15 protein-coding genes are annotated in these 18,981 nt (G+C 71.5%); 8 read left to right on the top strand and 7 right to left on the bottom strand.

Features of this window, described 5'->3' with window-relative positions; genetic code table 11:
• Window positions 1–10 precede the first annotated feature (10 nt).
• Window positions 11–1,435, bottom strand: a complete 1,425-nt coding sequence (locus ACN28C_RS23025; RefSeq protein WP_422769604.1) for an FAD-binding oxidoreductase — start codon at window positions 1,433–1,435, stop codon at window positions 11–13.
• Window positions 1,435–1,860, bottom strand: coding sequence for a hypothetical protein (locus tag ACN28C_RS23020; protein WP_422769603.1), 426 nt, complete (start codon window positions 1,858–1,860; stop codon window positions 1,435–1,437). The genes ACN28C_RS23025 and ACN28C_RS23020 overlap by 1 nt, the downstream gene beginning before the upstream one ends.
• Window positions 1,861–2,176: 316 nt before the next feature.
• Between ACN28C_RS23020 and ACN28C_RS23015 the strand changes: the two genes are divergently transcribed.
• The 8 genes from ACN28C_RS23015 to ACN28C_RS22980 all read left to right on the top strand — a co-directional run bounded on the left by ACN28C_RS23015 (window position 2,177) and on the right by ACN28C_RS22980 (window position 12,912).
• Window positions 2,177–3,802, top strand: a complete 1,626-nt coding sequence (locus tag ACN28C_RS23015) for an ABC transporter substrate-binding protein (protein ID WP_422769602.1) — start codon at window positions 2,177–2,179, stop codon at window positions 3,800–3,802.
• A complete protein-coding gene (locus ACN28C_RS23010; RefSeq protein WP_422769601.1) occupies window positions 3,799–4,755 on the top strand; it encodes an ABC transporter permease in 957 nt (318 codons plus the stop codon). Before ACN28C_RS23015 ends, ACN28C_RS23010 begins: the two co-directional genes overlap by 4 nt.
• Window positions 4,756–4,758: 3 nt before the next feature.
• On the top strand, window positions 4,759–5,619 hold the full coding sequence (locus ACN28C_RS23005) for an ABC transporter permease (protein ID WP_422769600.1): 861 nt from the start codon (window positions 4,759–4,761) through the stop codon (window positions 5,617–5,619).
• Complete coding sequence (locus ACN28C_RS23000; RefSeq protein WP_422769599.1) at window positions 5,616–7,241, top strand: dipeptide ABC transporter ATP-binding protein; 1,626 nt, start codon at window positions 5,616–5,618, stop codon at window positions 7,239–7,241. The genes ACN28C_RS23005 and ACN28C_RS23000 overlap by 4 nt, the downstream gene beginning before the upstream one ends.
• Before the next feature lie 93 nt (window positions 7,242–7,334).
• Complete coding sequence (locus tag ACN28C_RS22995; RefSeq protein ID WP_422769598.1) at window positions 7,335–7,955, top strand: NAD(P)H-dependent oxidoreductase; 621 nt, start codon at window positions 7,335–7,337, stop codon at window positions 7,953–7,955.
• Window positions 7,956–8,054: 99 nt separating this feature from the next.
• Window positions 8,055–8,600 carry a hypothetical protein gene (locus ACN28C_RS22990; RefSeq protein WP_422769597.1) on the top strand — a complete coding sequence of 182 codons (546 nt, stop codon included), beginning with the start codon at window positions 8,055–8,057 and terminating at the stop codon, window positions 8,598–8,600.
• 162 nt (window positions 8,601–8,762) lie between these two features.
• A complete protein-coding gene (locus ACN28C_RS22985) occupies window positions 8,763–9,590 on the top strand; it encodes an SAM-dependent methyltransferase (protein ID WP_422769596.1) in 828 nt (275 codons plus the stop codon).
• A gap of 511 nt (window positions 9,591–10,101) precedes the next feature.
• Complete coding sequence (locus tag ACN28C_RS22980) at window positions 10,102–12,912, top strand: AAA family ATPase (protein WP_422769595.1); 2,811 nt, start codon at window positions 10,102–10,104, stop codon at window positions 12,910–12,912.
• 141 nt (window positions 12,913–13,053) lie between these two features.
• Here the strand turns inward: ACN28C_RS22980 and dpgD are convergent, their stop codons facing one another.
• The 5 genes from dpgD to dpgB are packed head-to-tail and all read right to left on the bottom strand — an operon-like array spanning window position 13,054 to window position 18,978.
• Complete coding sequence (gene dpgD / locus ACN28C_RS22975) at window positions 13,054–13,851, bottom strand: enoyl-CoA-hydratase DpgD (RefSeq protein WP_422769594.1); 798 nt, start codon at window positions 13,849–13,851, stop codon at window positions 13,054–13,056.
• A gap of 13 nt (window positions 13,852–13,864) precedes the next feature.
• Window positions 13,865–15,307 (bottom strand): aldehyde dehydrogenase family protein, encoded by a 1,443-nt coding sequence (locus tag ACN28C_RS22970; protein WP_422769593.1) that lies wholly within the window; start codon window positions 15,305–15,307, stop codon window positions 13,865–13,867.
• A gap of 46 nt (window positions 15,308–15,353) precedes the next feature.
• The gene (locus ACN28C_RS22965) at window positions 15,354–16,982 is read right to left on the bottom strand and encodes a thiamine pyrophosphate-binding protein (protein ID WP_422769592.1); all 1,629 of its coding nucleotides are present in this window, start codon (window positions 16,980–16,982) and stop codon (window positions 15,354–15,356) included.
• Window positions 16,979–18,298 (bottom strand): (3,5-dihydroxyphenyl)acetyl-CoA 1,2-dioxygenase DpgC, encoded by a 1,320-nt coding sequence (dpgC, locus tag ACN28C_RS22960; protein ID WP_422769591.1) that lies wholly within the window; start codon window positions 18,296–18,298, stop codon window positions 16,979–16,981. The genes ACN28C_RS22965 and dpgC overlap by 4 nt, the downstream gene beginning before the upstream one ends.
• Complete coding sequence (dpgB, locus tag ACN28C_RS22955) at window positions 18,295–18,978, bottom strand: enoyl-CoA-hydratase DpgB (RefSeq protein ID WP_422769590.1); 684 nt, start codon at window positions 18,976–18,978, stop codon at window positions 18,295–18,297. The genes dpgC and dpgB overlap by 4 nt, the downstream gene beginning before the upstream one ends.
• Window positions 18,979–18,981 lie beyond the last annotated feature (3 nt).

Here is an 18,981-nt window from a genome sequence, read left to right as displayed (position 1 = left end):
GTGGAAGCGCTCAGCTGCCGATGCTCTGCGGGTGGGTGAAGACGCCGGTGGGGTCGTAGATCTTCTTCACCTCGACCAGCCGATCGTAGTTCTCGGCGTAGTAGGACCACTTCCAGTCGTCCAGCGTCGGGTCCGGATAGTTGACGTAGGAGTGCCCGTTGGAGTGGGGGTCGAGCAGCGCGAAGCCCTGATCGGTCCACTGCTCGGCGGCAGTGGTCTCCTCCTCGCCCGGCGTCTCGTTGTCGCCGACGAGGGTGTATTTGACCAGGAACTGCGCGTCGCGGTGCGGGTAGGCGGTCTCGGTCGCCGCGACCCGGTTGGCGACCCCGCCGAGCGCGGTCAGCGCGAAGTAGCGGAACTGGCCGGCCCGACGCTCGTCGTCGAAGACCGCCAGGGCCCGCTCGGTCAGCGACCGACTGATCGGGTCGGTGAAGAGTCGGTGCCGCTCGCGCAGGAACCCCTGCCGGGGCAGCGTGGCCTCGGGTGTGGTGCCGACGCGCCGACGCTGGCCGGGCGCCATGCCCTCGCAACGATAGAGCTTGAGCATGGCGTCGGCGTAGGGCAGCTCGTCGGCCTCGACGGTTACCGGTGCGGCACCGGCGGCACGGCACAGCTCGGCCAGGGCCTCGTCGAACCGTTCACGCGGTCCGGCGTACCCGCCGTGCAGCATGACGAACGGGACGGCGCCCGGTGCCGCGTCGGGCAGCACCGAGCCGATCTCCGAGGCGAGTTCGGGCGGGCCGTCCACCATCCAGTGCTGCCACTGGTGGAGGACGTCGAGCGCGTGCTCCCAGGCCCAGACCACGGTGAAGTTGACCAGGCGCGGCACCTGGACGGGCGTCACCTCCAGGTCGACGATGATGCCGAAGTTCCCGCCCCCGCCGCCGCGTAGCGCCCAGTAGAGGTCGGGATCCCGGTCCGCCGAGCAGGTCACGACCCGCCCGTCGGCCAAGACCAGCCGGGCGGAGACGAGCCGGTCGCTACCGACGCCGTGGCTGCGGGTCTGCCATCCGAGGCCGCCGCCGGAGAGGAAGCCGGCGGGGCACACGGTCGGACACACTCCGGTGATGACCTGACGATCGTGCGGCGCCAGTTCGAGTACGACGTCGACGGCCTGCGCGCCGGGGCCCATCCGGACCGTACGGTCGGTCAGCCCGACGGCGTTCATCCGCGACAGGTCGACCACCAGCCCGGTGGTGGTGGACCAACCGGCGAAGTTGTGGCCACCACCACGCGCGGTGAGGGGTAGGCCCTCGTCGCGGGCCAGGATCAGGCACGCCCGCACGTCGTCCTCGTCGGCGCAGTACGCGACCGCGGCGGGGTGGACGCTGTCGAACTCGGCGAGCTGCAACTGCCGTGCGGTCCGGTAGGCGGCGTCGACGGGTAGCACGAGTTCCCCGGCGAGGCCGGCGCGCAGGCGTTCCCAGTCGACCATCAGACGACGGTGGTCTTGCTGTCGGCCGGGTTCGGGTCCTTGGGGACGCTGGTCAGCGGGTAGTCCGAGGTGGCGACCGTGATCTCGCCCGGTGCGAAGGTGTAGGTGCCCGGCTGGGTGGGGGTGATCTCCGCGTGGCCGCCGGTCAGCAGCACGTTCTTGCCCGCGAAGACGTAGTTGGTGTTGGTCAGACCGACCGCGACGACCTGCTGCGTCTCGGGGCCCTCGACGAGGATGACGACCTTGCCCTTGATGTCGCCCACCGGGCGGTCCTTGATGGTGCCGTGCAGGGTCCGCAGGGTGACCTCGATGTTGAGCGTCTCGCCCGTACGCACCTCGTCCGGTGTGGTCACGGTGATCTCGATGTCGCTGAGCACGGGCTCGGGCTGGCGGGTGGAGCTGCTGTAATAGGCGAACCGACCCATAATTGATTCCTCACCGTAGGCGGCCAGTTGGTGTGGGCTTTCCCGTCGCGGTACGCCAGAATCGCGATTCGCGTGGTGGAGCCGTGCGACGGAACATCGTGAAAAACGCTACCGACGGGCAAGGTATCGGCAACCCTTAGCCGTTATTTAGGGGTGCTGCGGTGTGGAACGACGGCCGGCCTGAGGCGGCCGCCGTGATGCCGGGGACAGCGCGGAGTCAGGGGTGGATATAGGGGTTCTGTGCCACTTGAGGCGGGGTAGCGTCCGCACCATCGCCGTATCTCCGGCCCGGGTGCCGGTGAAAGGACGGGCCGGCTTGAGCACGACAGGACGGGCGCGGCGCTGTGGCGCCGCAGTGATGCTGGCGGCAGTGGTGGCGCTCGGCGGCTGCGGGGACGATCCGGCCGTCTCGGCCGGCGGCAGTCTGACGTACGCGATCAACCAGGAGCCGTTGTGCCTCGATCCCCATGTGGCCAGTCAGTCCGTGACCACCGCGGTCGCCCGGCCGGTGGTCGACTCACTGGTGTGGCACGATCCCGCCACGGGCGCCCTGCGCCCGTGGCTGGCCACCTCCTGGACGATCTCGGCGGACCAGCTCGGCTGGACGTTCGTGCTGCGTGACGGGGTGCGGTTCAGCGACGGAACCGCCTTCGACGCCGAGGCGGTGCGGGTGAACCTCGACCACATCGTCGACCCCGCGACCAAGTCGCTGGGTGCCGCGTCGATCATCGCGCCGTACTATCGCGACACCCAGGTCGTCGACGCGCGGACGGTCACCGTGCGGTTGCGGCAGCCGTTCGCGTCGCTGCCGCTGCAACTGTCCACGGTGGCCTTCGGCATGCAGTCGCCGGCCTCGCTGGCCAAGGGCGTCGCCGCGACCTGTGTGAGCATCGTCGGCTCTGGGCCGTTCGTGATGGAGGGCGGCTGGCGCAAGGGGCAGGGCGTCGAGTACAAGCGCAACGACGCCTACGCCTGGCCACCCGAGGGCGCCGCGCATCGCGGCCCGGCCCGGCTCGACAGCCTGCACATCAGGCTGATCACCCAGGACGCGGCGCGGATCGGTGCGCTGATCAGCGGCCAGGTCGACGTCGTCGCGCGGGTGCCGGCCCTGGACAGCAAGCGGATCGAGAGCAGCGCGCGGGTGCTGCGGGCCGAGGCGCCAGGGGAGAACTACAGCCTGTATCCCAACACCGCGTCCGCGACCTTCTCCGACGTCCGGGTCCGGAAGGCGTTCCGGGCCGGGATCGACTGGGACACGCTCGTGCAGCGGTTGTTCGGGGGGGCCTACCGGACGGCGTTCGGCCCGCTGTCCCCGGCCACCCGGTTCGCCGCCGCCGACGAGGACACCGCGGTGCCGTACGACCCGGCGCTGGCCGCGAGGCTGCTGGACGAGGCCGGCTGGAGCGCGCGGGACGGAGAGGGGTACCGGGTCAGGGACGGCAAGCGGCTGACCGTGCGGTACTGCTCCTCGCGGGCCGCCGAGTCCGCGGAGAACATCACCCTCAGCGAGCAGGTGCAGGCCGAGGCACGCAAGCTCGGCTTCGACGTGCGGATCGTCGACGTGCCGATCAGCCAGGTCATCAACAACGCCCAGCAGGGCACGTACGAGCTGATGGGTACCGGATTCGCGGGGCCGGACGCGGACGTGTTGCGCAAGTTGTTCGGCAGCGACGGCGTCGCCGTGCCCGGCAGGATGGGTTCGAACATCGCCAAGTACCGCAACCCCACTGTCGACGCGAAGTTCGTGGCGGCCCAGCGCACGACCGACGAGGCCCGGCGCGCCGCGACCTACGCCGAGGTGCAGCGGCAACTCGTCGAGGACGCCGTGGTCTTCCCCGTGTACGCCGCGAACACGGTGATCGCCACGTCCCGCTCGGTGCAGGGCGTCACGTTTGACGGCGAGGCGTCGCCGAACTTCTACGCCACGACTCGGACGCGATGAGGCGCGCGTCAGCCCGGCTCGGACACGCGCTGCTGGTCCTCTGGGGTGCGCTCACCCTGACGTTCCTGGCGCTGCACCTGGGCCGAGGTAGCACGGTGGACGCGATCGTGGGCAACAACACCCAGGTCACCGACGAGGTCCGGGACCGGATCGCCCGTGAACACGGGCTGGGCGAGCCGCTGTGGTGGCAGTACCTGAGTTACCTCGGACGGTTGCTGCGCGCAGACCTGGGCACCTCGTACCAGTTGAACATGCCGGTCCGGGACGCGATCGCCGCGCAGTTGCCGCCGACGCTGCAGTTGATGGGCGCGGCGACCGGTATCGCCATGCTGACCACCCTGGCCGTGGCGGTGGCGACGACGCGGCGCCCGTCGTGGATCCGTGGGCCGTTCACGCTGCTGGAGGTGGCGGGGGTCGCGTTGCCGCAGTTCTGGTTGGCGATCCTGCTGCTGACCGTTTTCTCGTTCGGGCTGCACTGGTTCCCCGCATTCGGCGACGGACCGGCGTCGCTGGTGCTTCCGGCGGTGGCGCTGGCCGTACCCATGGCGGGGGTTCTGTCGCAGATCCTGCGGGACGGCCTGGAGCGGGCGTTGGAGCAGCCGTTCGCGACCACCTCCCGGGCCCGGGGCCAGGGGGAGCGCGGTGTGCTGCTGCGGCACGCGTTGCGTCATGCCCTGCCACCGGTCGTGACACTCTTCGGCCTGCTGCTGGGCGGGATGATCGGTGGCACGGTGGTGGTGGAGCGGGTGTTCTCGCGGCCAGGGGTCGGCGTGTTGCTGCTCAACGCCGTCACGGGCAAGGACATCCCGGTGGTGCTCGGCGTGGTCGCCCTGACCGCCGCTGGCTATGTGACGCTGAACGTGATCGTCGACCTGCTCTACCCGGTCCTCGATCCGAGGCTGAGGGCCTCCGGCCCGGCGCCGGCTGTTCCCGGCCTTCGTGGGGAGGGTTGACCGGTGGCCGTCGCCGATCTGCCGTCGGCCGAACTCGCCGTCCTGAGCCGGCGCCGTCCGCGTAGCGCCGGACCGGTGCTCGCCGGGGTGTTCCTGGCGCTGCTCGCCGTCGCGATGATCGCCCCGGGACTGCTCGCGCCCGGCTCGCCCGACGCGACGTCGACGGCGGACATCCTGCGCCCGCCGAGCGCGGACCACCTGTTCGGCACCGACCAGAACGGCCGGGACATCTACCGCCGAATCGTGTACGGCGCCCGCGACTCGGTCTTCGTCGGGCTGGCGGCCACAGCGCTCGCCCTGGTGGCGGGAGTGCTCATCGGCGCGTTCGCCGCGCTCGCCGGACGCGCCGCCGACAGCGCGGCGATGCGCCTGGTCGAGGTGCTGCTCGCGGTGCCCGGCATGGTCACCGCTCTGCTGGTGGCCGCGGCGCTCGGTCCCGGCTCCGGCACCGTGGTCCTGGCGATCGCGGTCATCGGCGTGCCGCCCTACGCCCGGATCGTCCGGGGGCAGATCCTGCGGCTGCGCGACTCCGGCTTCGTCGAGGCGGCCGTGGCGCAGGGACTGGGGCCGGTCCGGGTCGCGTGGCGGCACATGATTCCCAACGCGCTGCCGCCGGTTCTGCTGCTCGGCACGATCGGTACGGGTGCCGCGATCGGTGCGAGCGCCGCCCTGAGCTTCCTCGGGCTCGGACCCCGGCCGCCGGACCCGCAGTGGGGCGCGATGCTCCAGCAGGGTCAGGACTACTTCGCGGTCGCGTGGTGGACCGCGACCGTACCCGGGGTGGTGCTGACCCTGACGGTGTTGTCGGTGACCACCGTCGGGCAGTATCTGCAACGTCGCTTCGAGGGCCGGGTGCCCGGGTGAGCGCCGTACTGACCGTGCGGGACCTGACGGTCTCGTTCGGCTTCGGCAGGCGTCGGGTCGACGCGGTACGCGGGGTGTCGTTCGCCCTGGAGGCGGGCAGGTGCCTGGCGATTGTGGGCGAGTCCGGCTCCGGCAAGAGCGTCACGGCCCTGGCCCTGCTCGGCCTGACCGGCGACGGCTCCACGGTTCGTGCCTCCACTATGGAGTTGGATGGGACGGATCTCAGCCGGCTGCGGCCCCGACAGTGGCGGCGGCTCAGAGGACGTGTGGTCGGGCTGATTCCCCAGGCGGCGCTGGTCGCGCTCGACCCGCTGCGCACCGTCGGCCGCGAGGTGGCCGAGCCGCTGCGGCTGCACCGCACGGTGCCGGCCACCGGGGTCGGCGATCGGGTGGTCGAACTGCTCGGCGCCGCCGGTGTGCCCGCGCCGGGCATCCGGGTCCGACAGCGTCCCGGGGAACTCTCCGGCGGCCTGCGCCAGCGGGTGCTGATCGCCTCGGCGATCGCCGGTGACCCCCGTGTCGTCATCGCGGACGAGCCGACGACGGCGCTGGACGTCACCGTGCAGGCGCAGATCCTGGAACTGCTGGCTGGGCTGAAGCGGACGGGCACCGCGATGCTGTTGATCAGTCATGACCTCGCCGTCGTGGCGCGGCTGGCCGACGAGGTCGTCGTGATGCGCGGCGGCCGGGTCGTGGAGCGGGGTCCGACGCGGCGGGTGCTCAGTGCGCCGGAGCACGAGTACACCCGGATGTTGCTCGACGCGGTGCCCGGGGCCGGCCGTCCGCCGCCGCTGCCCGATACGGCGGCGCGGCCGGTCGTCCTCCGCGCCGAAGGTCTGGTGAAGACGTATCGACTGCCCGGTCGCGGTGAGTCGTTGCGGGCCGTGGACGACGTCTCGCTGACCTTGCGGGCAGGGGAGACGCTCGGCGTGGTGGGGGAGTCCGGTTCGGGCAAGTCGACGCTGGCGCGGCTGGTGACCGCGATGACCGTGCCCGACGCCGGTCGGGTCGAGTTGCTCGGCGGCCGGTGGCACGACCTGAGTGAGCGGGAGCGGCGCGGGCGGCGGCGGGAGATTCAGACCGTGTACCAGGACCCGCTCGGTTCCTTCGACCCCCGGCACACCGTCGGCCGGATCCTGCGGCACGCGCTCGAGGCCGCCGGGGACCGCGGTCGCACGGTCGCGGACCTGCTGGAGCTGGTGGGACTCGATCCGGAGTTGTCCGGGCGGCACCCCTCCCGGCTCTCCGGCGGCCAGCAGCAGCGGCTGGCGATCGCCCGTGCGGTGGCGGTGCGGCCCCGTGTGGTCGTCTGCGACGAGCCGGTGTCCGCCCTGGACGTCAGCGTCGCGGCCCAGGTGCTGCGGCTGCTGACCGACCTACAGCGTGAGCACGGGTTGGCGTACCTGTTCATCTCCCACCACCTGGGGGTGATCCGCGAGATGAGCCACCGGCTGTTGGTGATGAAGGACGGCCGGGTGGTGGAGTCGGGTGCGACCGACGAGGTGCTCGACGCGCCGCGCCACCCCTACACGAGGTCGTTGCTGGCGTCGCTTCCGGCACTGCCGCCCCGGGAGCCTTCTACCGGGGGTGTCCGCTCGGCACAACCCCTATCTACGTCGTAGACCTAGTCGGGTACGTCAAGGGCGGGGCAGGGGTGGTGGGCGCCGCCGCGCTCCGATCACATCTGGGGAATGGGTGTGCTGAGGATATTGGCGGTGTCGGGATCGTTGCGCCGGGAGTCGTACAACTCCGCCCTGCTGACGGCGTTGCCGGCGCTCGCCCCGGAGGGCATGGAGTTCGACCACTTCACCGGCCTGGGCGAGGTGCCACCCTACGACCAGGACCTGGAGGCCGATCCGCCGCCCGCGGTGCTCCGGTGGCGCGCCGCCGTCGAGGCGCACGACGGGATCGTCCTGGCGACCCCCGAGTATCTCCGCTCGCTGCCGGGCGTGATGAAGAACGCGATCGACTGGGCGTCGCGCCCGGTGCACACGCCGCCGCTGAGCGGCAAGGCGGTGCTGGTGCTCGTCGCCACGCCGGGGCGGGCGCTCGGTTACCGCAGCCTCGGCGACGCGCAGAGCCTGCTCACCGGGCTGCGCAACATCGTGGTGCCGGCTCCCGAGGTGGTGATCAACTCGGCGGAGACGGCGCTCGTCCCCGACGGCGACGCCTGGCGCCTGGCGGACCCGCTCTCCGCCGCGTTCATCAGGCTGCAACTCGGGCTGCTGGCCGACATCCTGGAGTCGGGCATGGCCCGGCTGCTGGAGGAGCGGTTCCGGGCGCGCAGCGCCGAGATCACCGCGGTGCTTGCCAAGGGGGCCGGTAACGGCCGGTGACCGGGGCTCGCGCTTTAGGGGTTATCGGCCCCACCGCGTTCACCTACGTTCGATGCCGGACCGATCCGGTCCCGTTCACCGAAGCCATGGAGGAACCATATGATCCGCTCCCGCGCGCTCACCGGGTTCGCTGCCATCGCCGTAGCCGTACTCGGAGTCGTCTCCACCACGCAGCCTGCGACGGCCGGCGAGGCGGGCACCCAGCCCGTCATCTCCGGGACCAGCACGGTCGCCTACAACTGTGTCGAGGAGCCCTACCCGGGCGGCGACACCACGTTCGACGTCACCTTCAGCGCGCCGTTGGCGGTCCGGGTGGGCTCGAAGGTCACCCTGCGCGCGGCCGTCAGGGCCACCGTCACCATTCCGATCGACGTTCCGGCGAACGGCGTCGACGGCTCGGTCGAGGCGCTGCTCAGCGGCTCGCAGAGTGGCGTCGTCACCGCCACCGGGCTGACCAACACCGCGATTGTGCCCGCAGGTGAGCTGATGACGCTCACCGGCGGCACGGCCACCGTGACTCCCACGGCGCGCGGCGTCCTGCGCTTCACGCCGGGTGTCCTGGAGTCCACCAACTGGCTGGGCCAGCACCTGGTCTGCACGCCGACCGCGACGCCGGCGACAGCAATCTTCGTCCTCGTCGGGTGACGACCGGCCGCCCCTGACGCTGCCGCCGCAGTACCAGGGGCGGCATAGGGGTCTCGCCTTCCGGGCGTCTTGTTAGCTTCGACGTGATCGGCCGTCGGCGACGGCGGGCGCCGCGGATCAGGTCCGCCGGCTGCTGGCGGCCTGGAGAGGAGAAGGTCCGCCTTGCGACAGGACATCGTTCCCGACCCGCGCCGCGTGGGTGAGCTCTACGACCAGATCGACAACAAGGGCGTACTCCACTTCGGCTACTGGGACAGCCTCGACGACGACACGCCCCTGGAGCAGGCCGCCGACCGTCTCACCGACGTGGTCGCCGAGAAGCTGGAGCTGGCGCCGGGGGCTTCGCTGCTGGACGTCGGCTGCGGGCTCGGTGTCCCCGCAGTGCGTATCGCCGCCCGCGCCGAAGTCGGCATCGTGGGCATCACGGTCAGTGCCGAGCAGGTACGCCGGGCGGGCGAACTCGCCACGGCGGCCAGGCTCGGCGACCGGGTCCGGTTCCAGGTGACCGACGCGATGGCCATGCCGTTCGCCGACGGTTCGTTCGACGCCGCGTTCGCCCTGGAGTCGCTCATCCACATGGACCGCCGGGCGGCGCTGCGCGAGATCGCCCGCGTGGTCCGCCCCGGCGGCCGGATCGTGCTCACCGACCTGTACGACCGCACCGGCGGCACGGCCGGCGAGGACTCGATGATCCACGTTCTCGCCCGGCTCTGGCTGATGAGTCCGCTGATCTGTCGGAATGACTACCTGAGCCTTGCCGCCGGTGCCGGCCTGGAGGTGGTGGAGGTGCTGGACGTCAGTGAGAACGTGCTGTGGAAGACGCTCCAGCAGCTCGGCGAGCGGATGTCGGCCGGTGACCGGAGCCTGGTGCCGGACGTCGTCGTGGACGGTCTGGACGACCAGCGGCGTGCGGAGATGACCACCGCTCCGGCCGTCCTGGGCGGCGAGCGGGACATCGGCTGCCTGCTGGTGACGCTGCGCCGGCCGTAGCGGCACAGGCAGCGCCCTGCCGCCGGTCGCCGGTCGCCGGTCGCCGGCTGCGAAAACGTGCGGGCCGGGGCGTCGGGAGCGTTGCCCAGGGCGAGAACCGTCGCGGCCGGAACGTCGGCGACCCATTGATGGTTCTTTTAACAGTCATGCCCGATCTGCTGCCACTGCGCGGTGACGTGGAGACGACCGGGACACCAGCGCTTCTACTCCAAGCCACCCAAGTTGGGCACGCCATCACGACCTTGCCGGGCCCTGGTTGTGTACCGACGGGTAATTTCGGTTGACAGCTGTGATTGACTGTCGGTTGTGGATCCGGGGGCGTCGGGCGTACCGGCGGCTCCATATCGGGGCTGTGACCTGCGGCTCACTTGCGGGTATCGATGCCGTAACCATCCGGTGGTAGGTTCGCAGCAGTCTGTATCGCTTCGGGTAGGGCGTCCCCGGACGAACGGCCTGAAGTTGAGGTCGTGCGCGAGGGTTCGCGGCGGTGCACTCGGCTGTGGGAGAAGGCATGTCGCCAATGGTCGATCGGAATCAGTATTCGGATCTTTTCGATGCTATGTTCTCCGATTGCGTCGGGGGAAAGGGTGGCGTTCTGGTAGTCGCGGGGGCGGTTGCGACAGGGAAATCAATGTTGCTGCAGGAATTTGCCAACCGAGCTCTTGAATCAGAAGCACTCGTACTGAGCGCGAACGCGTCCCGCGCGGAGCGGGCATTGCCGTTCGAGACCCTCGCCCAGGTCTTTCAACAGTTGGCCCGCTCGCCGCACCACCGCGAGGAGGTCAATCGGCTGGTCAGCTCCGAGGTCACCGCCATGGTGATCGCCGGCGCTCCCGCCCACGACATCGAGCGCGAGTACGCCCGGGTCTTCCACGACCTGTGGCGCATGCTCTCCCGGGAGACGGCACAGCGACCGGTCATGATCGTCGTCGACGACGTGCACCACGCCGACGAGAGCTCCCTGCGCGGGCTGCTCTACCTGGCTCGGCGGGTCAAGTTCACCAACTGTCTCATCGTGATCTCCGAGCAGGTCGGGCTGCCGCACAGCCAGCATCCCCTGCTGCACGCCGAGCTGTTCAACCAGTTGCACTGCCGTCGCATCCGCCTCGGCCCGCTCACGCTCGCCGGTGTCCGCGATCTGCTGGTCTCCCGCGGCCTCGCGCCGAAGGACGTGGCGTCGGACCTGGCCGCCCAGTGCCACGCCCTGACCGGCGGCAACCCGTTGCTGGTCACCGGACTGCTCGACGACCTCACCGCCGCCGGTGTCTCCGGGGCGCTGCCCGCCGTCGAGCAGTTCGTCAACAGTGCGTTCGGCGAGGCGGTCGTCTCCTGCATGCACCGCAGCGTTCCGGAGGTGCAACGGATCGTCACCGGAGCTGCCATCCTGAAGATGCCGACGCCGGAGAGGCTCGCGGCCCTGCTCGGCCTCGACGAGGGCACGGTCCAGCGGTGCGAGCCGACGCTGGCAGGAGCCGGCCTGACGTCGGACTGGTGCCAACGTCACCCGGCGATCCGGGAGGCGGTACTCGCCCAGCTCAGCCCACGGGAAAGCGGGCGACTGCACATCCGCGCCGCCGAACTGCTGCGCGACGAGGGGATGCCGAGCGAACTGTCCGCGGACCACCTGCTCGACGCCGGCGTACCCCTGCCCGGCTGGGCGGTGCCGGTGCTGCGTTCCGCCGCCGAGGACGCCCTCGCCGACGGCCGCCCCAAGGACGCTGTCCGCTGCCTTGAACTGGCCCGCGAGACCACCACCGACGCCGCGGAGCACGCCGCGATCCTCGTCCGGGTCACGCTTATCGAGTGGCGCGAGAACCGGCTCCTCGTAGAGCGGCGCTTCCCGCTGCTCATCGAAGCGGTCGACGCCGGCCAGCTCGGCTGGGCCGACACCACCGCCCTGGTGTACCTGCTGCTCGCCCACGGCCGCGTCGGCGAAGGCGAGAAGATACTCGAACGGCTCGCCGGTCGAGCCGCCCCGGCCGCCGTCGCCGAAACCTGCGGTGGGCTGCTGCGCGCCTGGCTCGCCGTCACGTATCCACCGTTGGCCGCGCACCTGCCCGCCGCCCTCGTCGACGGTGCGGCCACCGGCGCGATGCCGCAGCAGGGACCGGCCCGGGCGGCGATCGAGATCTGCGCCGCCGTGCAGCAGGGCGAACTCGACGAGCGGTGCCTGCACCATGCCGAGCACCTGCTGGAAAGCTGCGACCTGGAGGACGCCACCCTGGCGCCGACGGTCATCGCGCTCGCCGCGTTGATCTACGCCGACAGGCTTGACGTCGCCGCCCGGTGCTGCGACGACCTGATGCACCGCGCGGCTGTCCGGGGTGTCGTCACCTGGCAGGCGGCCTTCGCCGCCTACCGCGCCGAGATCGCGCTCCGGCAGGGTGACCTGGCGCTCGCGATGCAGCATGCGCAGCAGGCGCTGTCCAGCTCCGATGCCGACGGATGGGGCGTGATCGACGGCTGGGCGAGATCCGTGCTCCTGCTCGCGGCGACCGAGTCCGGCAGGCTCGACCGCGCCGGCAGCGTCGTCCTGCAACGACTGCCGGAGGCCATGCTCGAGAGCCGGGCCGGCGTGCACTACCTGTACGCCCGGGGCCGGTACTTCCTCGCCCGTGGCCGGGTCCACATGGCACTCGACGACTTCCGGGTCTGCGGCGAACTGCTCACCGAGTGGAAGCTCGACCTGCCGGGATTCGTCCCGTGGCGGCTCGGGATCGCCGAGGTGCACCTCCGGGCGGGCGAGACGGAGCAGGCCCGGCAGCTCGCCCAGGCGCAACTCGACCTCGCCCGCGATGTCAACCCACGGGTCGCGGGCATGGCGTTGCGGCTGCTCGCCGCGACCGTCTCCCGGCACACCGACCGGATCAGACTGCTCGAGGAGGCCGACGTGGCACTCTCGGCGACCCGCGACCTGCTTCACCACGCCAAGGTCGTGATGGATCTGAGCCGGGCCTACGCGCGCGCCGATTCGCTCGACGCGGCCCGTCTCGCGGAGACCCGGGCCCACGACATGGCGCGGCAGTGCGAACTCAGCGACCGGGGAACGGCGGCCCTCGCCGAGCCGCAGTGGCCGGCACCCGGCACGGCGCCGGAACGGGTCGCGCCGGGCGAGACCACGGTGCTGGAAGATCTCAGCGAGTCCGAACGGCGGGTGGCCGCCCTGGCGGCGCAGGGACACACCAACCGGCAGATCGCGCGTCGCCTGTTCATCACCGTCAGCACCGTCGAGCAGCACCTGACCAGCACGTACCGCAAGCTGAAGGTGAGCCGGCGGGCAGACCTGCCGGGCAGCCTGACCCTGGTCAGCATCGAGGGCTGACCCGAAACTCCTGGTCAGCGTCGAGGGCTGATCCGAAACTCCTGGTCAGCGTCGAGGGCTGATCCGAAACTCCTGGTCAGCGTCGAGGGCTGACCCGAACCGGCGGGCGCGACGAGTGTCGCGCCCGCCGGGATCTCTCCGCTACCGGGCCTGCCACCGCGGCGACCGCTTTTCGGCGAACGCCCGAGGACCCTCCCTGGCGTCCTCGCTGTGCATCCGGATCTCCTCGCACGGGTACCGCGTGGCGAACGCCTGCTCCACGGACAGGTCGAGTGAGGTGAGCACCGCCTGCTTGACGGCGCGGACGGCCAGCGGTGCGCAGGTCAGCAGGTCGCCGACCCAGGAGCCGACACAGTCGTCCAGCTCCGCCGCGGGTACGACCTCGTTGACCAGTCCCAGCTCGTGGGCGCGGCGTGCGCCGAGCTGCCGGCCGGTCATCAGGTGACCCAGCGCGGTGCGTACCGGGAGCTGGCGACTGAGCCGGAACACGCCGCCCGCGCCCGCGACGAGGCCGAGCCGCGCCTCGGGAAGCCCGAAGCGGGCGTCGTCCGCGGCGATGATCAGATCGCACGCCAGGGCGAGTTCGAACCCGCCGCCCAGGGCGTAGCCGCGCACCCGTGCGACCAGCGGCTTGGTCAGGCCGAATCGTTCGGTCAGCCGGGGCCATCCCGGTCTGCCTCGGCTGCCGAAGGTCGACGGCTTCGCCACGCCGGCGTCCTCGCGGGCCGCCAACTCCTTGAGGTCCTGCCCGACCGAGAACGCGCGGTCACCCGCGCCGGTGAGTACGCCGACCCAGATCTCGTCGTCACGCTCGAAGTCGTCCCAGATCTCCGCGAGTTCCTCGTGCATCCGCAGGTTCATGGCGTTGAGCACCTCGGGGCGGTTCAGGGTGATCGTGGCCAGGTGCCCGGTCTTGCTGTACTCCACAGTGGTCGACACCGGCGTCACCGCCTCAACCGGCGGCGGGCAGCGTCAGCCACTGCCATTGGGTGAACTCCTCGGTGTTACGCCCGATGCCGTGCCGGTGCCCGTTGCCGGACGCACCACGGCCTCCGAACGGGACGTACGCGTTGTCGTCGACGGTCGGGTCGTTGACGTGGACGATGCCGGTGGCCAGGCGGTCGGCCAGGGCGGCACCGCGGGTCGCCGAGCCGGTGTACACCGACGCCACGAGGCCGTACTCGGTGAGGTTGGCGATCCGGACCGCCTCGTCCTCGTCGGCTACCACGATCACCGGCGCCACCGGCCCGAAGATCTCCTCGCGGAAGGCGGGCAGCTCCGGCGTCACTCCGGTGAGTACGGTCGGCCGGTACATCAGGCCGTCGTGGCTGCCGCCCTCGCGCAGCACCGCACCGGCGGCGATCGACTCGCGCACGATCCGGTCGACCCGGTCCCGCTGCGCCAGATCGATCAGCGGCCCGAGCACGACCCGCTCGGTCCACGGGTCGCCGACGACGGCCTGCGCGGCGTGCCGGCACAGCGCGTCCGCGTAGCGGTCGGCGACCGCCTCGACGACGATGTGCCGGCCCGCCGACATACAGACCTGCCCCTGGTGGAAGAAGGAACTCCAGGCGCCGGCGGCCGCGGCCGCCGCCACGTCGGCGTCGTCGAGGACCAACAGGGCGTTGTTGCCGCCCAGTTCGAGCGACACCCGCTTGAGGGCGCCGCCCGCCGTGGCTCCGATATGGCGTCCGACGGCCGAGGAACCGGTGAACGCGATCATGTCCGTGCCCGGGTGGCGCACCAGGGCCTCACCCGCCTCCGGACCGCCGGCGAGCACGTGCAGCACGCCTCCGGGCAGACCCGCCCGGTCGAACACTGCGGCCACCGCGTGCCCACCGGAGACCGCGGTGCGCGGGTCCGGCTTGAGGACGACGGCGTTGCCGAGCGCGAGCGCCGGGGCCACCGCCCGAAGCGCCAGCAGCAGCGGCACGTTCCAGGGGCTGATGACGCCGACCGTGCCGACCGGGACGCGGCGCGCCACACTGCGCCGGCCGGCCGGGTCGGGCAGCAGTTCTCCGTGCGGGTACATCGGCAGGGTCGCGGCGGCCCACAACTCGTCGGCGGCGGACGCCACCTCGTACTCCGCCTTGCCCCGGACGGAGCCGCTCTCGCGGATCAGCCACTCCACCACCTCGGTGGTGTGCTCGACGAGCACCAGGGCGGCGCGGCGCAGCACGGCGGCCCGGTCGGGTGCCGGCATGGCCTGCCACCCGGGCTGGGCGAGGGCGGCGGCACGTACCGCGTCGTCGATGTCGCCGACGTCGCCGACTCCGACCTCCGCCAGGACCACACCGGTCGCCGGCTCGACCACTTTCGTGCTGCCGCCGGCCGGCTCCCGCCAGCCGCCGCTGTACACCTTGCCGCCGGTGCGAGCGAGATCGATCAGGGTCACAACGTCTCCTGCGGTGGGAAGGTGCGGGTTGGGTACGGTGTCGGGCCTACCCGTGCCCGACGATGGGTACGTCGATCAGCATCGGGTGCCTGCGGTCCGGTGCACCGGTGATCAGGTCGACGAGTTCGTCGGTGTGCCCGACCCGGCGCGCGTCGATGCCGAAGAACGCCGCCGCTGCGGTGAAGTCGAGTGGTCCCAGGTCGAGGCCGGGGTAGTGGCCGGCACGCGTGGCATGGCTGTCCCAGCCGTCGAGGGTGTCCTTGAGCGTGCGGTACTCCCCGTTGTTCATCACCACGAACGTCACCGGTACGCCGTAGCGGGCGGCGCTCCACAGCCCCTGCAACCCGAACATGGCGCACCCGTCCCCGAGTACGGCGATCACCGGGCGGCCCGGGTCGCCCAGCGCGGTGCCGACGGCGGCGCCGATGCCGAAGCCGAGCCCTCCGCCGACCGTGTGCACCAGTGAGCGGGGCCGCTCCAGACGCAGGAAGCGGCGCAACAGCACCCCGGTCGTGATGGCCTCCTCGACCACCACCGCGTCGCCGGGCAGCGCGGACGCCACGGCGTGCGCGGCCGCCTCCGGGTCCAGCGGTGCCGGCCCGTACGCCTTCAGCGCGACGGTCTCCGCTGCGGCCCGCTGGTTGAGGTGCCGTTCCCGCAACTCGGCGCAGCGCTGCCCGGCGTCGGGCTGGAGTTCCTGTAGCAGTTCGGCGATGCCGCGCAGGGTGGGCTCGATGGTGCCGACCAGGCCGAGTTCGACGGCGAAGTTGCGACCGATCTCGGTGGGATCGGAGTCGATCTGCACCACCCGGGTGCCGGGTGCGATCGCGGGACCGGGGGAGTAGTGGTGCGGCATGAAGGCGTGGCACCCGACGATGAGGACCAGGTCGTGCGGGGCCAGCGTGTTGCGGATCTCGGCGTTGATCGGGGGAAGGGCGCCCGCGTACAGATCGTGCCGCATCGGGAAGTCGATGCCGTCGTGCATCGGCTGGTGGTAGACGACCGCGCCGATCGCCTCGGCGATCGCGACCAGTGCCTCGACGGCGCCTTCGCGCCCGACGCCGTCGCCCGCGACGATCGCCGGATGCCGCGCCCGGGCCAGGACGCTGGTGGCGCTGGCCACCCCGGTGGCGGTGGGCTGTGCCGCGATCGGCGCGTCGAAGAGGCTGACGTCGGGCTGCTCGGCCAGCAGGTCCATCGGCACGGAGAGGAAGACCGGGCCGCTCGGTGGCAGGACGGCGAGCCGGAAGGCGCGGCGCAGCATGACCGGCAGGTCCCGGGCGTGCTGGACGTCGAACGTCTCCTTGACCGCCGACCGGGCCAGTCCGACCAGGTTGCCGGAGAGCATCGGGTCCTGTGCCAGGTGCCGCCGGTCCTGCTGGCCGGCGGTGACGACCATCGGCGTACGGGATCGGCTCGCGTTGAGCAGACCCGAGAGGCCGTTGGCGAGTCCTGCCGCGATGTGCAGGCTCACGAACGCCGGACGTCCGGTGGCCCGGGCGTAGCCGTCGGCCATCGCCACCACCGCCCCCTCGTGGACGCCGAGCACGTACTCGATGTCCAGCTCTCCGACGAGGGCGTCCAGGAACGGCAACTCGGTGGTGCCCGGGTTGCCGAAAACGCGGGTGACGCCCTCTTCGCGCAGGATGGTCAGCATCGCCTCGATGGGCCTCATCGGCGCTCTCCCGTGCTCCACCGGGCGCCGATCTTGGCCAGCACGTCCGGGCTGTACAGTCGGTCGCTCTGCACGAGGGCGAACTCCGCCACATACGTGCGGAACACGTCGACCGGCTCGTCCGCGAGGTTGAGCATGTGTCGGTTCGCGACGACGGCCGGGGCGGTCAGCCGCGCCGCCGCCCGGTCCGCGGCTGGTCCCACCTCGTCCGGGCCGACGATCTCCGCACAGAGCAGGCGCGCTTCCGGTTCGGCGGCGTGCAACTTGCGTCCGGTCAGGATGATGTCGCGGGCCAGCCGGGCGCCCATCCACCGTCCGAGCCGGAGGTTGGCCAGGCCGGGCACGATGCCCTCCTGGGCGGCCGGCAGGGTGAAGTAGGCGTCGGTGCCGGCCACGACCTGGTCGCAGGCGAGCAGTACCTGCATCCCGCCGCCGATGGCGAACGTGTCGACGGCGGCGGCCCAGGGCTTCTCCGCACAGCCGCCGTCCGTACTCGTCCACAGTCCTCGGACGATCTTGCTGAGGTAGCCGAGTTCCCGGTCGAGCAGGAAGTCGATGTACGAGATCTTGCCCTCGTGCAGGTGCTTGAGATTGATGCCGGCGCTGAAGACGCGACGTCCGGCGTACCGGGGATGGGTCATGGTCGTGCCGCGCAGCAGGCCGACCCGGATCCCGTCGTCGAGCAGGACCAGGTCGACCGCGGTCTCCAGGTCGGCGGTGAGCTGGTCGTCCTCGGCGTTGAGGCAGTGCGCGTTGCACAGGGTGACTCGGCCGATGTCACCGTCGCGTTCGAGTCGGACCGTGGCGAACTCGGCCACGCCACTGCGCCGGAAGTCGTCGAGCAGGGCCAGCGCGCGGGGAGTGGGCTGTCGCATGGCGTCGACGATGTGCCGTCCGACCGTCGGGACTCCCAGCAGTCCGTGCAGGAAGATGGCCTGGTCGATCTCCCGGGCCTCCTTGTGCGCCTGTCGGTGCGTACGTTCCTGCCTGAGCTGTTCCTTCGTGGGCACCAGGCCGGGGAAGCGGTCGGTCGCGGCGGCCGCGAGTTCGGCGATCCGGAGCCATCCGGTGCCGCCCTCGGTCAGTTCTGCGTGCACGGCCGGAGCGTGCGCCGCCATGAAGCGTGCCCGCAACGACCGGCTGGACCGGTGCAGCCGGTCCGCGGCCTGCTGCTGTGCCGGTGTGCGGTCCGGTTTGGCGGGCAGTTCCGCCAGCCGGGCGTCGTCGTCGGCGGTCTGCCGCCGTAGGGCGGCGGCGTCCGTGCGAAGGTCGTCGGTGATCCGCGGCGGACGCACCGGTGCGGCGGTAGTGGTCATGCGGGCCGGGTTCCCTTCATCCGCCGCAGCGTCCGGTCGCAGGCCGCGAGATGGGTGCCGAGGGCGTCCTCGAAACTCACCGCGCTCGCCTCCATCAGCAGCCGTCGGCGGATCGCGAGCTCGCTGCCGGCCAGCTCGCGGGTCGCCGCCGTGCGTCGCGCCACGGCGTCGTCGAGATCCGAGGTGACCTCGTCGACCAGGCCCAGCCCGGCCGCCTCGGTGGCCGAGAGTTGCGTCCCGAAGAGCACGAGGCCACGGGCGCGCGCCACGCCGACCTGGTTGGCGACGCGGTGCACGGCCATGCCTGGCCACGGTTCACCGGTGCTTTGGACGAATCGCAGGCGCAGGTCGGGAGCCGCGATCCGGTAGTCGGCCGCGAGCAGCGCCTCCAGGGCCGGTCCCGCGCAGAGGCCCTCGGCGACGGCGATGGCGACGGCGTCCAGCCGTTCGAGCCGGCGCAGTGCCCGCTCCCACTTGTTGACCGTGTGGATGCTCAGCTCGGCGTCGGCCCCGCCCGGCTGCTCCCCGGTGAGCCGCAGGACCACCGTCGCGTCCGGTAGATCCTCGACCCGGGCGCAGGCCCGCTCGACCTCCGCGATCAGTTCGGGGCCGATCCGCTGCCCGCTGCCGATCGACAGGTCTACGACCTGCCGCGTGCCGATCTCCGATATGTCCGTCAAAGT

The organism is Plantactinospora sp. WMMC1484 (assembly GCF_049315195.1).
Taxonomy (GTDB): domain Bacteria; phylum Actinomycetota; class Actinomycetes; order Mycobacteriales; family Micromonosporaceae; genus Plantactinospora.
The sequence above is the reverse complement of the archived record's forward strand: the minus strand, read 5'-3'. Positions and strand labels throughout refer to the sequence as shown.

What these genes read in the sequence shown, in the direction of transcription:
- ACN28C_RS22990 (WP_422769597.1), top strand. Translation starts at nt 8,055, where the DNA reads ATGATCCGCTCCCGCGCGCTCACCGGGTTCGCTGCCATCGCCGTAGCC.
- ACN28C_RS23020 (WP_422769603.1), bottom strand. Translation starts at nt 1,860, where the DNA reads ATGGGTCGGTTCGCCTATTACAGCAGCTCCACCCGCCAGCCCGAGCCC.
- ACN28C_RS22965 (WP_422769592.1), bottom strand. Translation starts at nt 16,982, where the DNA reads ATGAGGCCCATCGAGGCGATGCTGACCATCCTGCGCGAAGAGGGCGTC.
- ACN28C_RS22980 (WP_422769595.1), top strand. Translation starts at nt 10,102, where the DNA reads ATGTCGCCAATGGTCGATCGGAATCAGTATTCGGATCTTTTCGATGCT.
- ACN28C_RS23010 (WP_422769601.1), top strand. Translation starts at nt 3,799, where the DNA reads ATGAGGCGCGCGTCAGCCCGGCTCGGACACGCGCTGCTGGTCCTCTGG.
- dpgC (WP_422769591.1), bottom strand. Translation starts at nt 18,298, where the DNA reads ATGACCACTACCGCCGCACCGGTGCGTCCGCCGCGGATCACCGACGAC.
- ACN28C_RS23025 (WP_422769604.1), bottom strand. Translation starts at nt 1,435, where the DNA reads ATGGTCGACTGGGAACGCCTGCGCGCCGGCCTCGCCGGGGAACTCGTG.